Here is a 16,828-nt window from a genome sequence, read left to right as displayed (position 1 = left end):
GCAGTCGCGGCCGATTATGGGAAGGGGGAACACCACGCACACGGCACTTCGTCACGGTTTGACGAAGCTTGCAGCGGCGTTTTTCAGAAGTAATTCGAAGGCACTACAACACTTGTTTGCAACCGCAAACAAAGCGTGAAATTGACCGGCGTCAGGGCAAGAAGACCGGCTCGCACCGCACCTCGGTCTTCACCGAATTTGCAATGAAACACTCCTCATGCGCCCGATGGTGCATGCGCTCGATCTGCTCACGCGTGGGCAGGTTGTCACCCGAAAAACTCACCTGCGGGCGCAGCGTGACCACCGTCATCGCCATCTTTCCTTCGGCGTTCTTCTCCATCACGCCCGTGGCCGCGTCGACATAGCGGTCGACCACGAACTTGCGCTTCACTGCCATGGTGAGGAACCACAGCATGTGGCAGCTGGACAGCGAGGCCACGAACATCTCTTCCGGATCGACCGCCGACGCGTCGGAGAACGGCAGCGGCACCACGTGCGGCGACGAAGAGCCCGGCACCTGCGCGCCGCCGTCGAAGCGCAGCACGTGATGGCGGCTGTAGGTGTTGGCCAGGAAGTCCTGGTCGCCCCGCTCCCAGACGATCTCGGCGGTGTACTCGGACATGGGTCGTGCTCCTCGATGGATGGAATGAATGAATGGATGTCAGACGGTCATCAGCTTCACGATCAGCGGCACCAGCAGCGCGGTCGCGATGCCGTTCAGCCCCATCGCCAGCGCAGAGAACGCGCCCGCGGTCTCGTTCACCTGGATGGCACGCGCGGTGCCGATGCCGTGTGCCGCCATGCCGACGGCAAAGCCGCGCACCGCGGGTTCCTTGATGCGCAGCAGATTCAGCAAGCCCGTGGCCATGATCGCGCCCGAGATGCCGGCGATGGCCGCGGCCACGGCGGCCAGCGACGGCAGGCCGCCGATCTTTTCGGCCACGCCCATCGCGATCGGCATGGTGGCCGACTTGGGCGCGAGCGACATCAGGAGCTCGCGCGAACCGCCGAGCACCCAGCCGATGCCGATGGCCGACACGATGGCAGCCACCGAGCCCACCAGCAGCGCCACGCCGATCGGCAGCCACAGGCGCCGCAGCCGGCCGACCTGGCTGTACAGCGGCACGGCCAGCGCCACGGTGGCTGGGCCGATGAGGAAGTGGACGAACTTGGCGCCCTCGAAGTAGGTGTCGTAAGGCGTGCGCGTGAGCAGCAACACGCCCACGATGACGATCACCGACACCAGCACCGGGTTGACCATCGGGTTGCGCCCGCTGCGCGCGTGCAGCCACAGCGCGCCCAGGTAGGCCAGCAGCGTGAGCGACAGCCACAGCAGCGGCGACTGGGCCAGGAAGACCCAAATCTCGGAGAGCTTCGCGGGCGCGTTCATTCGGCGTCCTTGCCGGTGATGCGGATCATCCAGCGCAGCGTGAGCGCGGTCACCGCCATGGTGAAGGCGCCGCCCACGACACCGGCCGCAAGGAACGGCAGCCACTCGCGCCCCACCCGCTCGAAATGCAGCATGACGCCGGTCACCGCCGGGATGAACAGCAGCATCAGGTTGCGCAGCAGATGGCCCGAGGTGTCGGTCAGCGCTTCCGGCACGCCGCCGCGCACGAGCAGGCCGACGAAGAGCAGCAGCATGCCGATCAGCGGACCGGGGATCGGCAGCGACAGCCACTGCACGAGCAGTTCGCCCGCGAGCTGGCACAGAAAGAGCGTGGTGATGGCGTAGAGCATGGGCCTGTCTGTTTTCCTTTTTTACGACAGCCCTATTGTGGTGCGAGGTGCGTTCAGCCGCTGTGTCGTGCGGCGCGTATCCAGGCGGCCTTCAATGCCTGCTGGCTGGCCGGCGGCAACACGCCCAGGCGCAGGTGCCCCGGCAGGCCGAAGGAGGCGCAGTCGCGCAGCTTGATGCCCTCGGCGCGCAGCGCGGCGGCGCGGGGCGGGTATGGCACGTCGGGCTGCGCACCGAAGAAGTTGGCATCGCCGGGCAGCACCTGCCAGCCCAGCGATTCGCACACGGCGCGCTGCCGCGCCTTCCAGTCGCGCAGGATGTCGAGGCTGCGCGCCAGCCAGCCTTGCGCTTCGTCGTTGGTCCAGGTCGTGAGCAGCGCCACGCCGTGTGTGCCCAGCGGCCACGACGGCGCAAGGCGCGCGAGCCGCTCCAGCAGCGGGCCCGCCACGTCGGCGTTCGCAGGCGCGATGGCGTAGGCGGCGCGGATGCCCGTGAGGCCCATCGCCTTGTTCGGTGTCCACAGCTGCCAGAGGCGGTCGCGCTGCGTGGCGTCGTGCGAGGGCTGGCCTTCGAGGCGCAGCGGCTCGTAGGCCATGTCGAGCACGCAGACGGCATCGCTCGCGGCATGCTGCGCGATGTCGGGTTGCGGTTGGCCGAACGGGCTCGACGGTTCGCAGCACCAGCGCAGCGCGGCGCCGTCGGCCTCCTCGGGTGCGCGCCGCACGCCGAGGCCCCAGGCCTGGGCCGAGCGTTCGTAGTCGCCGTAGCTGTGCGTGGGCAGCCAGACCTCTCCGCCGCCTGCTTGCGCCACAGCGGCGCTGATGCGGTGGATGAATTCGCTCGCGCTCGCGGCGATCGCGATGCGTTCTTCGGACACACCGTGGAAATCGGCGAGCGCGGAACGCAGCGCGGTGTAGCGCGGATCGGGATAGTGCGCCGCGTCGGCTTCGCGCAGCGCAGCCAGCACCGCGGGACACGAGCCGACCGCGTTGCCGTTGGTCGAGAAGTCGTGCGGCGCGGCGCCCGTCTCGTCGGGGCCGCCATGCACCATGGTTGGATTCGTCATGCCCACCTCGCCAGCAACGGCGACAGCATCGCGAGCGAAGCGATCACCGCCAGCCCCCACGCCGCCCGTTCACCGAGTTGCGCGGTGCGCGCGGTGTCGGCCGATGTGGCGGCGCGCCCTTCCCCGTTCAGCGCATACACACCCGGCTTCGCAAGCCGCACACCCAGCAGCAGCGCCATCGCGCCCATCGGCCAGCCGCTGTTGGGCGACGGCGTGCGGCGCGCCTCGCGGGCCACGCCGCGCGGCCAGCGGCCGGCCGCGAGCGCCAGCAGCAGCACGGTGAGGCGCGCGGGCAGCCACGAGAGCACGTCGTCGGCGCGCGCGGCCCACTTGCCGAACCAGGTCCAGTCGCGCCCGCCGCGTTCACCGCGGTAGCCCCACATGGCATCGGCGGTGTTGGCGAAACGATAGAGCGCCGCGCCCGGCAGGCCGAACAGCACGAACCAGAACACGGGCGCCACCAGCGAGTCGTTGAGGTTCTCTGCCAGCGATTCGATGGCGCTCTCGCGCACCTCGCGCTCGCTCAGCACCGAGACATCGCGGCTCACGAGGCGCGCGAGCCGTGCGCGGCCCGCGTCGAGCGATTCGCCCAACGCGGTCTCGACCGCCAGCACCTCGTCGCGCAGCATGCGCCACGCGAAGAGCGGCTTGAACGCAAGCCCGAGCACCACGGCCATGGCCCACACCGGCAGCCACTGCATCGCCAGGCTCTGCACCGCCGACGCGACGGCGAACGCGGCCATCGCGCCCACGCACCAGCCGAGCGCCCCCATCGCGAAGCCCGGCAAGTCACGCGACTTCGCATCGGCAGCGCGCGGTGCGAGGCGGCTGCCGATCCAGTCCAGGTAGCGGCCCATCCACACGACCGGATGCAACGCGGCGGGCGGCTCGCCGAGCCAGCGGTCGACGGCCAGTGCCAGCCACAAGGCGGCGACCAGCGCGAGGGCGAAGACGGCGAAAGGATCGAGCGCGGGCATAGCAGACATTCTCGTGAATCAGGCGACGGGCACGGACCGGCCGCGCCGCCATTGCACCAGCGCGCCGACGGCCAGCAGCAAGGCAGCGCCGAAAGCGGCGAGCAGGCGCGGCAGCACGGCGGACGGCGGCGGGGTGTCGGCGACGGGCTTCAGCTGGAGGCCGGCCACCGGTTGCGCGAGGTCCGGTGCGGCGGGCGATTCGGGTGCGGGCTGGGTCGCTTCGACGGGTGCGACGGCGGGTGCTGCGACGACCGGTGCAGGGGCAGTGACAGGCGACGGCGCCAAGGCAGCCTGCGCAAACCGCTGCACCGCCTCGTTCCGCTCCCGCAACCCCGTGGCACGCACCGCCTCCGTGTAGGCCTGCGCCAGCTCGCGCCGCGTCGTGGCATCGGGCGTCCAGTAGTTCAGTCGCACGGCGTCGAGCATGCGCTCCAGCGTCTGTGCGAAGGCGGCGCGGTTCTCGCGCTCCAGCCACTGCCGCGTGCCGAGCTTGTAGGTGTCGCGCACATAGACCTCGTGCAGCGACTGCCAGTGGTCCGCGCGCACCGCGGCGGGCGCGGTCGCCTGCCAGCCCCAGAGGAACTGCGCGGTCTTGAGCACCTGCAGCGCGCCGCTGTAGCCCTCGGCTTTCTGCGCTTCGATCCATTGCGGGTGCAGGTAGCGCGTCTGCATCTCGCGTGCGATGGCGCCGGCGGCGGTGTCGGTGCGCACAGCCGCACCGTCGCGCAGGTTCTGCACGTACAGCGCCGGGTCCTTTCCCGTGAGATGGCGCACGGCCAGCGCGATGCCGCCCAGGTACTGAAACGGGTCGTCGTTGGTCAGCACGCCATACAGGTTGGAGGTGCGCGCCATCAGCGCCGCATCGACCTGCGCGAGGTTGCCCGCGAAGGCGCCCGGGCGCGTCGCGCCGTCGAGGCCGCGCCCGTAGGCGTGGCCCATGCGGTCCATGTAGAGCCCGGCCATCTGCGCGTCGCCGCCGCCGCGCTGCTGGCCCTTCCAGAGCTCGGTGGCAAGCACCGCTTCCTCGAGCCCGGCGCCGTAGCTGCCCTGCTCGTTCGAGAACACGCGCGCGGTCGACCAGCGCCGCGCTTCGGTCGCCGTCGCGCCCCCGGCGCGCAGCGTGCGCGCCATCGCCTCGCTGTGCTGCGCGACGGCGTTGCCGGGCTCGTCGAGCGCGGCCACCTGCTGCACGGCCTCGTCGAGCCAGCGCATCACGTGCGGGAACTGGTCGCGGTACGAACCGGTGACGCTGATCAGCACGTCCATGCGCGGCCGCTTCAGCACCGCGGCCGGCACGACCTCGATGCCGACCATGCGCCCGGCCTCGTCCCAGCGCGGCTTCACGCCGAGTGCGTGGAAGGCCTGGCTCTCGGTCACGCCCTGGTGGCGCGAGGCCTCGCCGGCCCAGAGCGTGAAGGCGATCTTCCGCGGCGCACGGCCGCCGTGGGTGCGAACGTGCGCGGCGATCCAGTCGTCCATCGCGGCGACGCCGGTGTCCCAGGCGGCGCGCGTGGGCACACGGCTGGGGTCGAAGCCGTAGAGGTTGCGCCCGGTCGGCAGGCTGTCGGGGTCGCGCACCGGGTCGCCGCCGTAGCGCGATGTCAGGTAGCGGCCGTCGAGCGCGGTGAGCAGGCCTTCGATTTCCTCGTTGTGGGCCAGCACCGCGTCGAGGGCGCGGGCCCGGGCGGCGAGCGAACGCAAGGGTTCGGCGTCGGTAGCGGTGTCGTTGCCCGCCAGCACGGCCTCCAGCCAGCGCGCAGGCTTCGAGGCCGCAATGCCCTGCGCATCGGTGAGGAACATCTCGTCGAGGTCTTCGCCCAGCGCCTGCGCCACGGGCTTGCCGAGGATCTGCAGGATCGTCTGGCGCCGCCGCTGCGCATCGGGCGCCTCGCCGAAGGTGGCCAGGCCCAGCGGCTGCGCGGTCTGTGCGAGCTCGTCGAGGTACGGGTGCAGCACGGCGATGAAGCCGGCGAAATCGGCGCGGATGCGCGCGGGCGTCCATTGCAGGTCGCGGTCGTAGTGCTGCGCGACGAAGTCGGTGGTGAGGCGCCGTTCCAGTGCGGTCTTCACCGCGCCGGGCGACAGCGTTTCCCAGTCGTGCAGGCGGTCGTGCATTTCGCGCACGCCGGGGCGGAAGCCCGCGGGCGTGAACATGGGCGTCGAATGGCTCACCATGGTCGCGCGGCCGCGGCGCTTGGCGGTGGTCGCCTCGCCGAGGTTGTCCATGATGTACGGGTAGACGTTGGGCACGTCGCCCAGCGCGAGCAGCGGATCGTCCTGCACCGAAAGCCCGCGCTCCTTGCCCGCCGACCACTCGACCGTGCCGTGCGTGCCCACGTGCACGAGTGCATCGGCACCGAAGCGGCTGCGCAGCCAGAGGTAGGTCGCGAGGTAGCCGTGGCTCAGCGGCACGGCCGCGCGGTGGTACACCTGCTGCGCCTTGTCGGCCACCTGCGTGCCGGGCTCGAAGCGCGGCGGCTGGCGCAGCACGACCACCTGGCCGAACTGCACGCGCGGCACCACGAAGGCCGGTGCGCCGGCCACGGGCCGCAGCAGCGTCGACGCCTCGGGCGGGCCCCAGTAGGCTTCGATTCGGCGTTGCGTGTCGGTGGGCAGCGCGCGGAACCACACGAGGTACTGCGACAGCGGCAGCGTGTCGGCCAGACCCTGGTCGAGCAACGGCTGCAGCGCATCACCGCCCTGCGCGGTCGGGTAGTAGGCCTTCATCGTGGCCTGCACCTGCGCAATGACGGCGTCCGCGCCCGGCGCCTCGGTGCGGTAGCCGGCCGCCTGCATCGCGGAGAGCATCCGGTCGACGCTGCGCGGCACGTTGAGGAACGACGCACCGAAGTTCGCCTCGCCCGGCGGGTAGTTGTAGACCAGCATCGCCACGCGGCGTTCGGCGGCGGGCGTGCGCCGCAGGCGCAGCAGCGCGGCGGCCTTGTCGGCCACGGCGTCGATCTGCGCGGGCAGCGGCTGCAGGCTGCCGCTGGCGGCGTCGCGCGCGGTGACGAGCATCGGGTCGGTCATGCCCGCGAGTTCGCTCGGGCTGTAGTAGGCCGCGATGTCGGTCTGCGCGAGGCCGTCCTTGCTGCGCGCCCATTGCGCCGCGTCCATGGCGAGCGAGGGCAGCGTCTGCAGCACCGGCACGCCGATGCGTTCGAGTTCGGCCTTGCGCTCGTTGGGGCTGAACACCAGCGCGGCGTTGACGAGGAGATCGGCCACACGCCGGTCGCGCTCGCCTTCGCCGGCGTGCGTCATGCGAAAGAACAGGTCCTTCTGCTGGCGCGGGCCGTAGAAGGCATAGGCGCGCAGGCCGCGCTGTGCGAGCGTGCCGATCAGGCCGTCGAGCCAGCCGGTGTCGTCGCTGGTGAGCGTGGCGCTGTTGACGGCGATGGCGACGGTGCCTTGACCGCCCGGCAGTGCCTCGACCGCGGCGATGCTGCTTTCGACGCGCGGCCAGTCGGGGTGATAGAAGCCCGCGAGCGGCAGCGGCACGGGGTCGGGCAGCCCAGGCGTGTCGCCGACCCGCGCCATCGCCTGCACCGAGCCCTTCAGGTTCGCTTCGCCCGGAAAGCGCCAGTAGGCGCGCAGCCGCTGCGCCCAGGCCGCATCGACGCCGCGCTCGGCCGCGAGTGGCGGCACCTCAGGCGGTTTCTGGCCTTTTGCCACGAGCGCGAATTCACCGATCTGCACATAGGGAACGGAGGTTCGCGCAATGACATCGCCGAAGCGCGCCGCCGCCGACTGGGCGACGCTGAGGTGCGGCGCATCGATGACCAGCAGGCGCGCGCCATCGAGCGCGGTAGCCAGTGCCTCGGGCGCGTCCTGCGCAGCCGACACCACCTGCAGCGGCACGCCAGCTTCACGCGCCGCCGCTTGCAGCCGCACCACGCGTGCAGGCGACACCAGCGCCGTGCTCAGCACCACCACGCGCGACTCGGCCGCCACCGCAGGCTGCGCCATCAGGCACAGGAGCCCAAGCCAGAAGACGAAAAGCCGCGTCACTTCCTGCCCGACGCCGGCACCGCGTCCGCCGGCACGTAGATCATCGTGCCGTCCTTCAGGCGCCAGGCGGTGCCGGCCTTTTCGCCGTCGCCCTGCCCCGTCGCGCCGCTGGCCTTGAAGCGCGTGACCTTCCGGCCTTCGCGCGTGATGATCTCCATGTCGGGCTGGCCCTCGTGGCGGATGACCGTCACCTTGTCCTGCGAGAACGGGTTCACCGGGTTGTTGATGACCGCGATCATCAGCATGCCGATGACGACCATGAAGACGTCGATCAAGTTGATGGTCGAGAGCACCGGGTCGTCGTCATCGCTGTCCAGACTGCTCAAAATGGAGAACTGCCTGCGGCTCATGACAGCCGGTCCCGCGCGTCGAGCAGCATCACCAGCTCGCGCATGAGCCAGCGGCGGCGCACCGTGTAGACCACGAAGGTGATCGAGGCCGAGGCCAGCGCCACGATCACGGCCGCGAACGCGGGCGCCAGGCTCTGCGCCACGCCCTGTGATTCGCCCGAGGCCACGGCCACGAGCGCCGGGCCCATGGGGATCATGGTGGCGATCAGCCCCAGCATCGGCGCCACGCGGCTGCACAGGCGCACGCCTTCGAGCTGCTTGAGCACGACCAATTCCATCTGCTCCTGGCTGGCTTGCGCGTGAGGCTGCAGCACCAGCGCACGCGACGGGTCGCGGCGGCGCTGCCACCCCTCGATGCCGAAGGCGCCGAGGCAGTACACCGCATAGACGAAAGACAGCAGCACGCCGAGCGTCACGGGCCAGAGGAACAGCCGCGCAAGCTCGAAGAGAACGGTGTCGAAGGCCAGCATCAGGTGGGCTCCACGCAAGAAGATGAAGTGGAAGAAGGATCGAACAGGTCCGACGGCCGGCCCCAGCTTTCGTCGAACACCAGCGACGCAAGCGGTGCGCGCTTGGCCCAGCGTTCGCGCTGCAGCATCGGTTCTTCGTAGAACGCATGCACCGGGCCCAGGCACAGCAAGGCGATCGGCTCCGCGCCGTCGGGCAGGCCGAGCAGCACGCCCAGCTCGGCGGGTTCGAACAACGACACCCAGCCCATGCCCAGTCCTTCGGCACGCGCCGCGAGCCAGAGGTTCTGGATGGCGCAGGAGGCGGAAGCCAGGTCCATCTGCGGCAGGGTGCGACGACCGAACACATGCGGCTCGCGGCCGTCAGCGAGCGTCACCACCAGCAGCTCGGCCGCGTCGAGCACGCCCTGCACCTTGAGGCGCATGAACTCGTCTTCACGCTGGCCGAGCGCGCGGGCGGTGAGCACGCGTTCGCGCTCGACCACCTCGTGCAACTGCCAGCGCAGCCCTTCGCCGCGCACGCGGATGAAGCGCCACGGCTGCATGAAGCCGACGCTGGGCGCATGGTGCGCGGCGTCGAGCAGGCGGCGCAGCACCTCGGGCGCCACCTCGCCGCCCGCGAAATGGCGCATGTCGCGCCGCTCGTGGATGGCGCGGTACACCGCCTTCGCCTCGTCGGCCGCGAACGCATGCGCCACCATCGGGGTCAGTCCTCGATGCCGCGCTGTGCCGGAATGCCGGCCTTGAACGCGTGCTTGACCATCTGCATCTCGGTGACGGTGTCGGCCAGCTCGATGATCTCGGGCGGGCAGCGACGGCCGGTGAGCACGACGTGCACGTGCTTGGGGCGCGCGCGCAGGGTCTCGAGCACGCCTTCGAGCGGCAGCCAGCCGTAGATCAGCGGGTAGGTGATCTCGTCGAGCACCACGAGGAAGAAGTCGCCCGACAGGATCGCGACCTTGGCCTTTTCCCAACCGTCGCGCGCGAGCTGGCCCGAGCGTTCGAGGTCCTGGCTCTTCCAGCTGAAGCCGTCGCCCAGGCCTTCGATGGGAATGCCGATCTGCTCGAACATGCGGTGCTCGCCGAAGCGCGCCGAAGGCACCTTCATGAACTGGTAGATCTTCACGGCCTTGCCGCGGCCGTGTGCGCGCAGTGCAAGGCCGAATGCTGCGGTGCTCTTGCCCTTGCCGTCGCCGGTGTTGACGATGACGATGCCGCGGCGTTCGCCTTCGGGCTTTTCGTAGGGCTTTTCGCTGGGAGGGGTTTCTATTTGCATGAGGGGTTCCGTTCTTGGGTGTTCTTGTGTCCGTTGTTCAGGGCGTGTGCACAGGCCACCGGGTACTTCCCTCCGCGAATGTCCCCCGGGCTTCGCCCTCCTCCTTGATTTCGCTGCGGGAAGCACCCAGTGTCCTGCGCACGATGGGCGCTGTCGTGGTGCGGGCGGATCAACGACCGAGCTGGTCGCTCACGCCGATGGGGTGCCTTGCGCAGCGAAATCAAGGAGGAGGCCGCAGGCCGGGGGACATTCGCGGAGCAAGGTGCCCCGTCGGCGGGAGCACGTCCTGAATGACTTGATGCGCGAAGCTTCATAGCGGCAATGCGATCCATTGATCTGCCACGCGATGCACGCGAATCCGGTGGTCGAACACCTGTTCGAGCGCAGCATGCGTCGCAGGATCGGCGCAAGCACCGTGATGCGTCACCCGCCCCCGATTCATCACCACCAGTTCATCCGCAGCCAGCGCCATCGGCAGCTCGTGCAACACGCTGACCACGGTGCGGCCTTGCGCGACCAGTTCGCGTGCCGTCTGCATCCAGTCCGCCTGATGCGGCGGATCGAGGTTGGCCAGCGGCTCGTCCATCAGCAACAGTTCGGCCTCGACCGCCAGCGCACGCGCCAGCAGCACGCGCTGGCGTTCGCCGCCCGACAGCTGCCCCAGCGGACGGTCGCGCCAGTCCCAGGCCTGGGTGCTGCGCAGTGCGCGTTCGACGGCATCGCGATCGGCTTCGCTGGGTGCCGCGAGCCAGCGCTGGTGCGGCAGCCGCCCCAGCATGGCGACGTCGTAGACCATCAGGTCGTCGGCACTGCCCTCGCCCGTGCCGCTCTGGCCCAGCCACGACAGGCGCCGTGCGCGCACGCGGGCCGGCACGGCCGCCTGCGCCTCGCCGAAGAGCCGCACTTCGCCGCGATGTGCGAGCAGACCTGCCAGCGCTTTCAACAACGTCGACTTGCCGGCGCCGTTCGGCCCGACGATGCTGGTCCAGCGGCCGGCCGCGAGCGACAGGTCGATGCCGTGCAGCACCTCGACCGACCCGAGCGTGGCGCTGAGGCCATGCGCTTCGAGCGCGGCGGATCGAGTGCGGCTCATAGGCCGCCTCCCTTCGCGCCGCGCCGGTGCATCAGCCACAGCAGGTAGCTGCCGCCGAGCACGGCCGTGAGCACGCCCACTGGCAGCTCCTGCGGCGCAATCAGCCAGCGCGCCAGCAGGTCGGCCGCCATCAGCAGCAGCCCGCCCATCAACGCCGACAGCACGATCAGCCGCGCGTGCGTGGTCTTGACCACCGAGCGCACCAGGTGCGGCGCGGCCAGGCCGACGAAAGCAATGAGGCCGGTCTGCGCGACGGCGGCGCCGGTCGCCAGCGCCAGGACCGCCACCAGCGCGGCGCGCATGGCGCCCAGCGGCAGGCCCAGGCTGCGCGCCGTGGCCTCGCCCAGCGCCAGGCCGTCGAGCACCGGCGCGAGCGCCCAGGCCAGCAGCAGGCAGGCCGCGCCGACGGCCGCCATCACGGCGCAGGCGGCCCAGCCGACCAGCCCGGTGCTGCCGAGCACGAAGCCCTGCAGCGCCTGGAGGATGTCGGCCGAGGCGATGGTGATGAGGTCCTTGGCGGCGCCCAGCACCACGCCGACGATCACGCCCGCGAGCAGCAGCCGCAGGGTCTGTTGCACGCCGCGCGCCAGCGTGAGCGTGAGCAGCACCGCAGCCACGGCGCCGACAAAGGCCGCGCCGGTGAGTCCCAGGCGCATCACCCATTGCGTGCTGGTGACGGAGCCGCCGAACAGCATCAGCGCCAGCGCCACGGCGAGCGACGCGCCCGAGGCGCTGCCCAGCAGGTACGGGTCGGCCAGCGGGTTGCGGAACAGGCCCTGCGCCACCGCACCCGCGAGCCCGAGCAGCGCGCCCGCCAGCCATGCACCGAGGGTGCGCGGCAGGCGGATGTCCCACACGATCTGCAGCGCCACCGGGTCGTGCCGCGCGGACAGCAGGCTCTGGAAACCGGTGCTGCCGATGCCCAGGCCGAAGAGCAGCAGCGCCGCGCCCAGAACCAGCAAGCCGGCGCCGAGCAACAGCACGCGACGCAGATGGGCGGAATGCATGCCGCTCACCGCCCCTTGTCCGCCAGGCACTGCGCCATCAGGCGCGCGGCCTCGTCCATGCGCGGGCCGGGGCGCACGACCACGTCGGTCTGTTCGGCGTCGAAGCGGCACACGCGGCCTTCGCGCACCGCGCGGATGCCGCCCCAGCCGGGTCGCTGCTCCAGCCCCATCGCGCTGCGCACGCTGACCATGATGAGGTCGGGGTTCGCGCGCACGACGAACTCGGGGTTGAGCTTGGGAAAGGGGCCGAGCGACGCCGGCACGATGTTCTTCACGCCGAGCCGCGCGAGCGTCTCGCCGATGAAGGACGAATCGCCTGCCGCGTAAGGGCCGGTGTTGACCTCGAAGTACACGCGCAGGCCCTTGGCGCTGGCGGGCAGCGACTGGGCCGCGGCCGACACGGCCGCATCGATGGCGCGCCACACGGCGGGCGCCTCGTGCGTGCCGAGCACCTGGTCGAGCGCGCCCAGCACGCGGCGCACGTCGGCGTGGCTCTTGGGTTCGAGCACGATCACCTTCAAGCCCAGTGCCTCGAGCCGCTGCGTGACGCGCGACGACTTGGCGAGCAGCACCACGTCGGGCTTGAGGGCAACGATGGCTTCGACGTTCGGGTCGATCCCGCCGCCGAGCTGCGGCAGCGCGCGCACCTGCGCGGGCGAGTTGGAATAGCGGTCGACACCGATCAGGCGGTCGCAGGCGCCGAGTGCGCAGACGCCTTCGGTCAGCGACGGCAGCAGCGAGACGATGCGCTGCGGCGGCTGCGCCAGGTGCACGGTGACGCCGCGCTCGTCGACCACATCGACGGCCTGCGCCGCCTGCGCACCCACCACCAGGGCGATCCCGAGCAACGACGCGCGCAACCAGGTCTTCATGCGATCGAAGCTCATGCGCCGGGCGCCTTCAACGTCAGCGGCAGGCCGGCGACCATCAGCGTCGCGCGATGGCAGGCGGCCGCCACGTCCTGGTTCAGCCGGCCGAGCACGTCGACAAAGGCACGGGTCTCGCGGCCCAGCGGGATCACGCCCAGCCCGATCTCGTTGCCGACCAGCACCACCGGCCCGCGCGCCTCGCGCAGCGCGATGAGCAGCAGCGTGGCGTGCGCCGAGGGCGTGCGCGTGACCACGGCGGCGCCTTCGGTGCGCAGCGGCATCAGCAGGTTGGTGAGCCACAGCGTGAGGCAGTCGACCACCACGAGCGTGTCGGGCGCGCTCTGCGTGACGATGGCGCGCCCCAGCTCGATGGGCTCTTCGAGGGTCTGCAGACCGGGCACGCGCTCGGCGCGGTCGGCCTGGTGGCGCGCGATGCGCTCGCGCATCTCGTCGTCGTGGGCCTGTGCGGTGGCGATCAGCACCGCGCGGCGCGATGCGGGCCCGGAAGCCAGCCAGTCGGCCGCGCGCTGTTCGGCGCGGCGCGACTTGCCGCTTTTCTGGCCGCCGAGGATGAATTCGTGCTCAGTGAGGGGCATCGGGGGGCGCCTGTGCGGCGTGGCTGTCGAGTTCGAGGGGCATGGCGCTGAAGAGCCGCGCGGTCGCTTCCGGGCTGGACGCGAACCACGCATGGAAGTAGCTCGCGCGCACGGGGCCGTGCACGTACAGCGCCTCGCCGCCGCGCGTGCCGACGGTGCGCGCGGCGGGCGCGAGCGGCGTCTCGCAGCGCGAGTAGTGGAAGGTGTGGCCGCGCAGGGCATGCGCGCCCAGGTCGAGCTGCTGCGGGCCGAGGCCGGCCAGCCGCTTCTGCATGACCGCCCGCCCCGGCAGCACGCCCCAGAGGCGGTGCACGTCGGTCGGCTCGGCGTCGTCGCGCGTGGCGAGTTCGTCGAACAGCGCCATCATGCCGCCGCACTCGGCCCAGATCGGCTTGCCGGCCGTGACGTGGTTGGCGAGCGAGAGCCGCAGCCGGTCGCTGGCCGACAGCACGGCCGCATGCAGCTCGGGGTAGCCGCCGGGCAGCCAGGCGGCATCGCAAGGCGGCAGCGGTTCGTCGGCCAGCGGCGAGAAGAACGCGAGCCGCGCGCCGAGGGCTTCGAGCACCTCGAGGTTGGCCGGGTAGATGAACGAGAACGCCGTGTCGCGCGCGATGGCGATGGTGCGTCCGGCCAGCAGCGGCGCGACGGGCGCCGTCGGCGCGGGCTCGAAGCGCACCTGCGGCAGCTGCCCGGGCGTGCGCTGACCCAGCGGCGTGGCGGCGAGCACGTCGGCCGCAGCGTCGAGCCGCACCATCGCATCGCCGAGTTCGGCGGCACCGACCAGCCCCAGGTGGCGTTCGGGCAGCGCGAAATCGGCGCTGCGCGGCAAGGCGCCGAGCCAGTCGCCGGGTTCGCGCAATGCGTCCTTCAGCATGTCGGCATGGCGCTCGCCGGCCACGCGGTTGGCCAGCACGCCGGCCCAGGGCAGGCCCGGGCGGAAGTTCTGCAGGCCGTAGGCCAGCGCGCCGAAGGTGCCGGTCATGGCCTGGGCGTCGATCACGGCCAGCACGGGCAGGCCCAGGCGCTCGGCCAGCTCGGCCGCGCTGGGCGTGCCGTCGAACAGGCCCATCACGCCTTCGACGATGACCAGGTCGGCCTCGCTCGCGGCGGCATGCAGGCGCGCGCGGCAGTCGGCCTCGCCGGTCATCCACAGGTCGAGCGAATGCACCGGCGCGCCGGTGGCCAGCGCGAGCCAGTGCGGATCGAGGAAGTCGGGACCGCACTTGAAGGCCCGCACGCGGCGGCCCTGGCGCACGTGCAGCCGCGCGAGCGCGGCCGCGACCGTGGTCTTGCCCTGCCCCGAGGCCGGCGCGGCCACGAGCACCGCGGCGCAGGTGACGGCTGCGCCGAGCGAAGAGCGGCGGGTGTTTACTGCGGAGTCCACTTGAGTCCGACGTACGCGGTGCGGCCCCCGGTGGCGTAGAGCCGTGCGAACTGGTAGTCCTTGTCGCCCACATTGTCCACGCGCGCCACCAGGTTCAGGTCGCGCATGATCTGCTTGCTGGCCGACAGGTTCAGCAGCGTGTAGCCGCCGAGCTTGACGGTGTTGGCCGCGTCGTCGTAGCGCTTGCCAGAGCTCTGGACCTCGGCGCCCAGCGTCCAGCCGGCAATGCGCCAGTCGGCGCCCAGCGTGCCGTGGGCCCGGGCACGGCGTGCCAGCAGGTGATCGGTGGCGAGGTCGCGCGGGTCCTGGTAGTCGAGCGAGGCGCGCAGCGTGACGTCGCCGATGCGGTGGCCGCCCGTAAGGGTCACGCCCTGGTAGCGCGCACGCGCCGTGCTGGCGTAGCAGCCGAACGACGACTGGCAGCCCTTGGCGCTGCCGTCGAACACGATCAGGTTCTGCACGCGGTTGCGGTACAGCACGATGCCGGCCTGCGTGGCGCCGGCCGTGTACTGCAGGCCCAGCTCGACGTTGCGGCTCGATTCGGGTTGCAGGCTCGCCAGGCCGTACTCGCTGAAGCGCTGGTACAGCGTGGGCGCGCGGAACGCGGTGCCGGCCGACACGGTGGCGCGCAGGCTCGGCGTGATCGCGTAGCCGTAGGCGGCGCTGCCGGTGGTCTTGCCGCCGAACTCGCTGTCGTCGTCATGGCGCACATGCAGCTGCAGCGAATGCGGGCCCTTCACGTAGCCGTAACCCAGTGCGGCGGCGTTCTGCGAGCGGTCGCGCGAGAACAGCTTGGCCGAGGTGGTCGGCGCGTTCTCGAGCGCGTCTTCGCGGCGCTCGAGCGTGGCGGTCACCAGGTGCGCGCCGAAACGGAACTCGTTCTGGAACAGGTAGCCGCGCAGACGGGTTTCGGTGCGATAGAACGAGGGCTGGGTCTTGTAGACGGTCTGCGAATCGGTCACCTGCAGGCGGGTGCTGTAGATGTCGTTCCACTTCGCCGACCAGGTCAGCCCGGCGGTGCGCAGTTCGTTGGTCGACACGTCGTCGCGGAAGGTGATCGGCGGCTTGGTGCGAAAGCTCACCGACGGGTCGTAGGCCGCCTCGGTGTTGCTGGTGAGCAAGGTGGCGTCGATGCGCTGGTCGGGCGTGATCTGGAAGCCCAGCTTCAGGTTGCCCGAGGTGCTGCGGTAGCCGTCGCGGTCGGGGTTGGTGAAGCCGTCCTTCGAAGGCGTGCGCTTGGCGATCGGCTGGATGTTGAAGCCCTTGCTTTCCTCATGCGCCACGCCGAACGAGTAGTCGAGCAGCCCCGACTTGCCGCTCACGCCGCCTTCGATCCGGCGCAGGCCGTGGCTGCCGAAGCCGATGCCGGCGTAGGGCGACACGCCCTCCTCGCCGCGCTTGGTGAAGAGCTGGATCACGCCGCCCACGGCGTCCGAGCCGTACACCGCGGCGGCCGGGCCGCGCAGCACTTCGATGCGGTCGATCTGCGCGAGCGGAATGCCTTCCCAGCCGGCGCCGCCGGTCGATTGCGAATCGATGCGCACACCATCGAGGTAGACCGCGGTGAAGCGCGATTCGGCGCCGCGGATGAACACGCTGGTGGCGTTGCCCACGCCGCCGCTGCGCGAGATCTCCATGCCAGGCAGGCGCGCCAGCACGTCGGCCACGCCGGTCGCACCGCTGCGCTCGATGGTCTTGCGGTCGATGACGGAGACATCGCCCACCAGGTCCGACAGCGCCTGTGGCGTGCGGTTGGCGGTGACGACGGTCTCGTCGAGCGTGGCAGATGCAGCAGCTTGCGCCTGCGCGGCCAGTGGCACCAGGGCCAGGCCGCCGAAGGCCGAGGCCAGGGCGAGCGTCAGCGGCAGGCACGCGGGACGGTGGCGGCGCACGCTGGCGCGGCCGCTGGAGAGGGAAACACAGGAAATCATGGGGTGAACCGAACGAACTTCTATGCCCTGGCCGGCTTCCCCGCCGGCGCCATGGGCGTCATGGCT

At 71.0% G+C, this 16,828-nt stretch carries 16 protein-coding genes; all 16 read right to left on the bottom strand.

Features of this window, described 5'->3' with window-relative positions; translation table 11 throughout:
- Positions 1 to 151: 151 nt before the first annotated feature.
- The 16 genes from AC1RGU_RS08655 to AC1RGU_RS08580 all read right to left on the bottom strand — a co-directional run bounded on the left by AC1RGU_RS08655 (position 152) and on the right by AC1RGU_RS08580 (position 16,762).
- Positions 152 to 622, bottom strand: coding sequence for an OsmC family protein (locus AC1RGU_RS08655; protein WP_492695988.1), 471 nt, complete (start codon positions 620 to 622; stop codon positions 152 to 154).
- 39 nt (positions 623 to 661) lie between these two features.
- Entirely contained in the window at positions 662 to 1,390 is a 729-nt protein-coding gene (locus tag AC1RGU_RS08650) for an LrgB family protein (protein WP_095947756.1), read from the bottom strand.
- A complete protein-coding gene (locus tag AC1RGU_RS08645; protein WP_099796764.1) occupies positions 1,387 to 1,740 on the bottom strand; it encodes a CidA/LrgA family protein in 354 nt (117 codons plus the stop codon). Before AC1RGU_RS08645 ends, AC1RGU_RS08650 begins: the two co-directional genes overlap by 4 nt.
- 53 nt (positions 1,741 to 1,793) lie before the next feature.
- A complete protein-coding gene (locus tag AC1RGU_RS08640) occupies positions 1,794 to 2,804 on the bottom strand; it encodes an aminotransferase class I/II-fold pyridoxal phosphate-dependent enzyme (RefSeq protein WP_492695985.1) in 1,011 nt (336 codons plus the stop codon).
- Positions 2,801 to 3,781: an adenosylcobinamide-phosphate synthase CbiB gene (cbiB, locus tag AC1RGU_RS08635; protein ID WP_492696452.1), complete on the bottom strand. Its 981-nt coding sequence runs from the start codon at positions 3,779 to 3,781 to the stop codon at positions 2,801 to 2,803. The genes AC1RGU_RS08640 and cbiB overlap by 4 nt, the downstream gene beginning before the upstream one ends.
- Before the next feature lie 18 nt (positions 3,782 to 3,799).
- Entirely contained in the window at positions 3,800 to 7,789 is a 3,990-nt protein-coding gene (gene cobN / locus AC1RGU_RS08630; RefSeq protein WP_492695983.1) for a cobaltochelatase subunit CobN, read from the bottom strand.
- A complete protein-coding gene (locus tag AC1RGU_RS08625; RefSeq protein WP_492695981.1) occupies positions 7,786 to 8,139 on the bottom strand; it encodes a DUF2149 domain-containing protein in 354 nt (117 codons plus the stop codon). Before AC1RGU_RS08625 ends, cobN begins: the two co-directional genes overlap by 4 nt.
- A complete protein-coding gene (locus AC1RGU_RS08620; RefSeq protein ID WP_492695980.1) occupies positions 8,136 to 8,609 on the bottom strand; it encodes a MotA/TolQ/ExbB proton channel family protein in 474 nt (157 codons plus the stop codon). Before AC1RGU_RS08620 ends, AC1RGU_RS08625 begins: the two co-directional genes overlap by 4 nt.
- On the bottom strand, positions 8,609 to 9,307 hold the full coding sequence (gene bluB / locus AC1RGU_RS08615) for a 5,6-dimethylbenzimidazole synthase (protein ID WP_492695978.1): 699 nt from the start codon (positions 9,305 to 9,307) through the stop codon (positions 8,609 to 8,611). The genes AC1RGU_RS08620 and bluB overlap by 1 nt, the downstream gene beginning before the upstream one ends.
- 5 nt (positions 9,308 to 9,312) lie before the next feature.
- Complete coding sequence (gene cobO, locus AC1RGU_RS08610; protein ID WP_492695976.1) at positions 9,313 to 9,882, bottom strand: cob(I)yrinic acid a,c-diamide adenosyltransferase; 570 nt, start codon at positions 9,880 to 9,882, stop codon at positions 9,313 to 9,315.
- A gap of 310 nt (positions 9,883 to 10,192) precedes the next feature.
- A complete protein-coding gene (locus AC1RGU_RS08605) occupies positions 10,193 to 10,975 on the bottom strand; it encodes an ABC transporter ATP-binding protein (RefSeq protein ID WP_492695974.1) in 783 nt (260 codons plus the stop codon).
- Entirely contained in the window at positions 10,972 to 11,982 is a 1,011-nt protein-coding gene (locus AC1RGU_RS08600; RefSeq protein ID WP_095747588.1) for a FecCD family ABC transporter permease, read from the bottom strand. Before AC1RGU_RS08600 ends, AC1RGU_RS08605 begins: the two co-directional genes overlap by 4 nt.
- 5 nt (positions 11,983 to 11,987) lie before the next feature.
- The gene (locus AC1RGU_RS08595; RefSeq protein ID WP_492696451.1) at positions 11,988 to 12,854 is read right to left on the bottom strand and encodes an ABC transporter substrate-binding protein; all 867 of its coding nucleotides are present in this window, start codon (positions 12,852 to 12,854) and stop codon (positions 11,988 to 11,990) included.
- A gap of 11 nt (positions 12,855 to 12,865) precedes the next feature.
- Positions 12,866 to 13,447 (bottom strand): bifunctional adenosylcobinamide kinase/adenosylcobinamide-phosphate guanylyltransferase, encoded by a 582-nt coding sequence (locus AC1RGU_RS08590; RefSeq protein WP_159271953.1) that lies wholly within the window; start codon positions 13,445 to 13,447, stop codon positions 12,866 to 12,868.
- A complete protein-coding gene (locus AC1RGU_RS08585) occupies positions 13,434 to 14,831 on the bottom strand; it encodes a cobyrinic acid a,c-diamide synthase CobB (protein ID WP_492695972.1) in 1,398 nt (465 codons plus the stop codon). The genes AC1RGU_RS08590 and AC1RGU_RS08585 overlap by 14 nt, the downstream gene beginning before the upstream one ends.
- Entirely contained in the window at positions 14,816 to 16,762 is a 1,947-nt protein-coding gene (locus AC1RGU_RS08580; protein ID WP_492695971.1) for a TonB-dependent receptor domain-containing protein, read from the bottom strand. The genes AC1RGU_RS08585 and AC1RGU_RS08580 overlap by 16 nt, the downstream gene beginning before the upstream one ends.
- Between the last annotated feature and the right edge of the window lie 66 nt (positions 16,763 to 16,828).

This window comes from Variovorax sp. GW823-FHT02B07 (assembly GCF_058797695.1).
This window is presented reverse-complemented; position numbering and strand designations above follow the sequence as displayed.

Excerpts from the sequence above, each read along its gene's own strand:
- AC1RGU_RS08590 (WP_159271953.1), bottom strand. The coding sequence starts at position 13,447 with ATGCCCCTCACTGAGCACGAATTCATCCTCGGCGGCCAGAAAAGCGGC.
- cobO (WP_492695976.1), bottom strand. The coding sequence starts at position 9,882 with ATGCAAATAGAAACCCCTCCCAGCGAAAAGCCCTACGAAAAGCCCGAA.
- AC1RGU_RS08645 (WP_099796764.1), bottom strand. The coding sequence starts at position 1,740 with ATGCTCTACGCCATCACCACGCTCTTTCTGTGCCAGCTCGCGGGCGAA.
- cbiB (WP_492696452.1), bottom strand. The coding sequence starts at position 3,781 with ATGCCCGCGCTCGATCCTTTCGCCGTCTTCGCCCTCGCGCTGGTCGCC.
- AC1RGU_RS08600 (WP_095747588.1), bottom strand. The coding sequence starts at position 11,982 with ATGCATTCCGCCCATCTGCGTCGCGTGCTGTTGCTCGGCGCCGGCTTG.
- AC1RGU_RS08625 (WP_492695981.1), bottom strand. The coding sequence starts at position 8,139 with ATGAGCCGCAGGCAGTTCTCCATTTTGAGCAGTCTGGACAGCGATGAC.
- AC1RGU_RS08640 (WP_492695985.1), bottom strand. The coding sequence starts at position 2,804 with ATGACGAATCCAACCATGGTGCATGGCGGCCCCGACGAGACGGGCGCC.
- AC1RGU_RS08620 (WP_492695980.1), bottom strand. The coding sequence starts at position 8,609 with ATGCTGGCCTTCGACACCGTTCTCTTCGAGCTTGCGCGGCTGTTCCTC.
- AC1RGU_RS08655 (WP_492695988.1), bottom strand. The coding sequence starts at position 622 with ATGTCCGAGTACACCGCCGAGATCGTCTGGGAGCGGGGCGACCAGGAC.
- bluB (WP_492695978.1), bottom strand. The coding sequence starts at position 9,307 with ATGGTGGCGCATGCGTTCGCGGCCGACGAGGCGAAGGCGGTGTACCGC.
- AC1RGU_RS08650 (WP_095947756.1), bottom strand. The coding sequence starts at position 1,390 with ATGAACGCGCCCGCGAAGCTCTCCGAGATTTGGGTCTTCCTGGCCCAG.
- AC1RGU_RS08595 (WP_492696451.1), bottom strand. The coding sequence starts at position 12,854 with ATGAAGACCTGGTTGCGCGCGTCGTTGCTCGGGATCGCCCTGGTGGTG.
- AC1RGU_RS08605 (WP_492695974.1), bottom strand. The coding sequence starts at position 10,975 with ATGAGCCGCACTCGATCCGCCGCGCTCGAAGCGCATGGCCTCAGCGCC.
- AC1RGU_RS08580 (WP_492695971.1), bottom strand. The coding sequence starts at position 16,762 with ATGATTTCCTGTGTTTCCCTCTCCAGCGGCCGCGCCAGCGTGCGCCGC.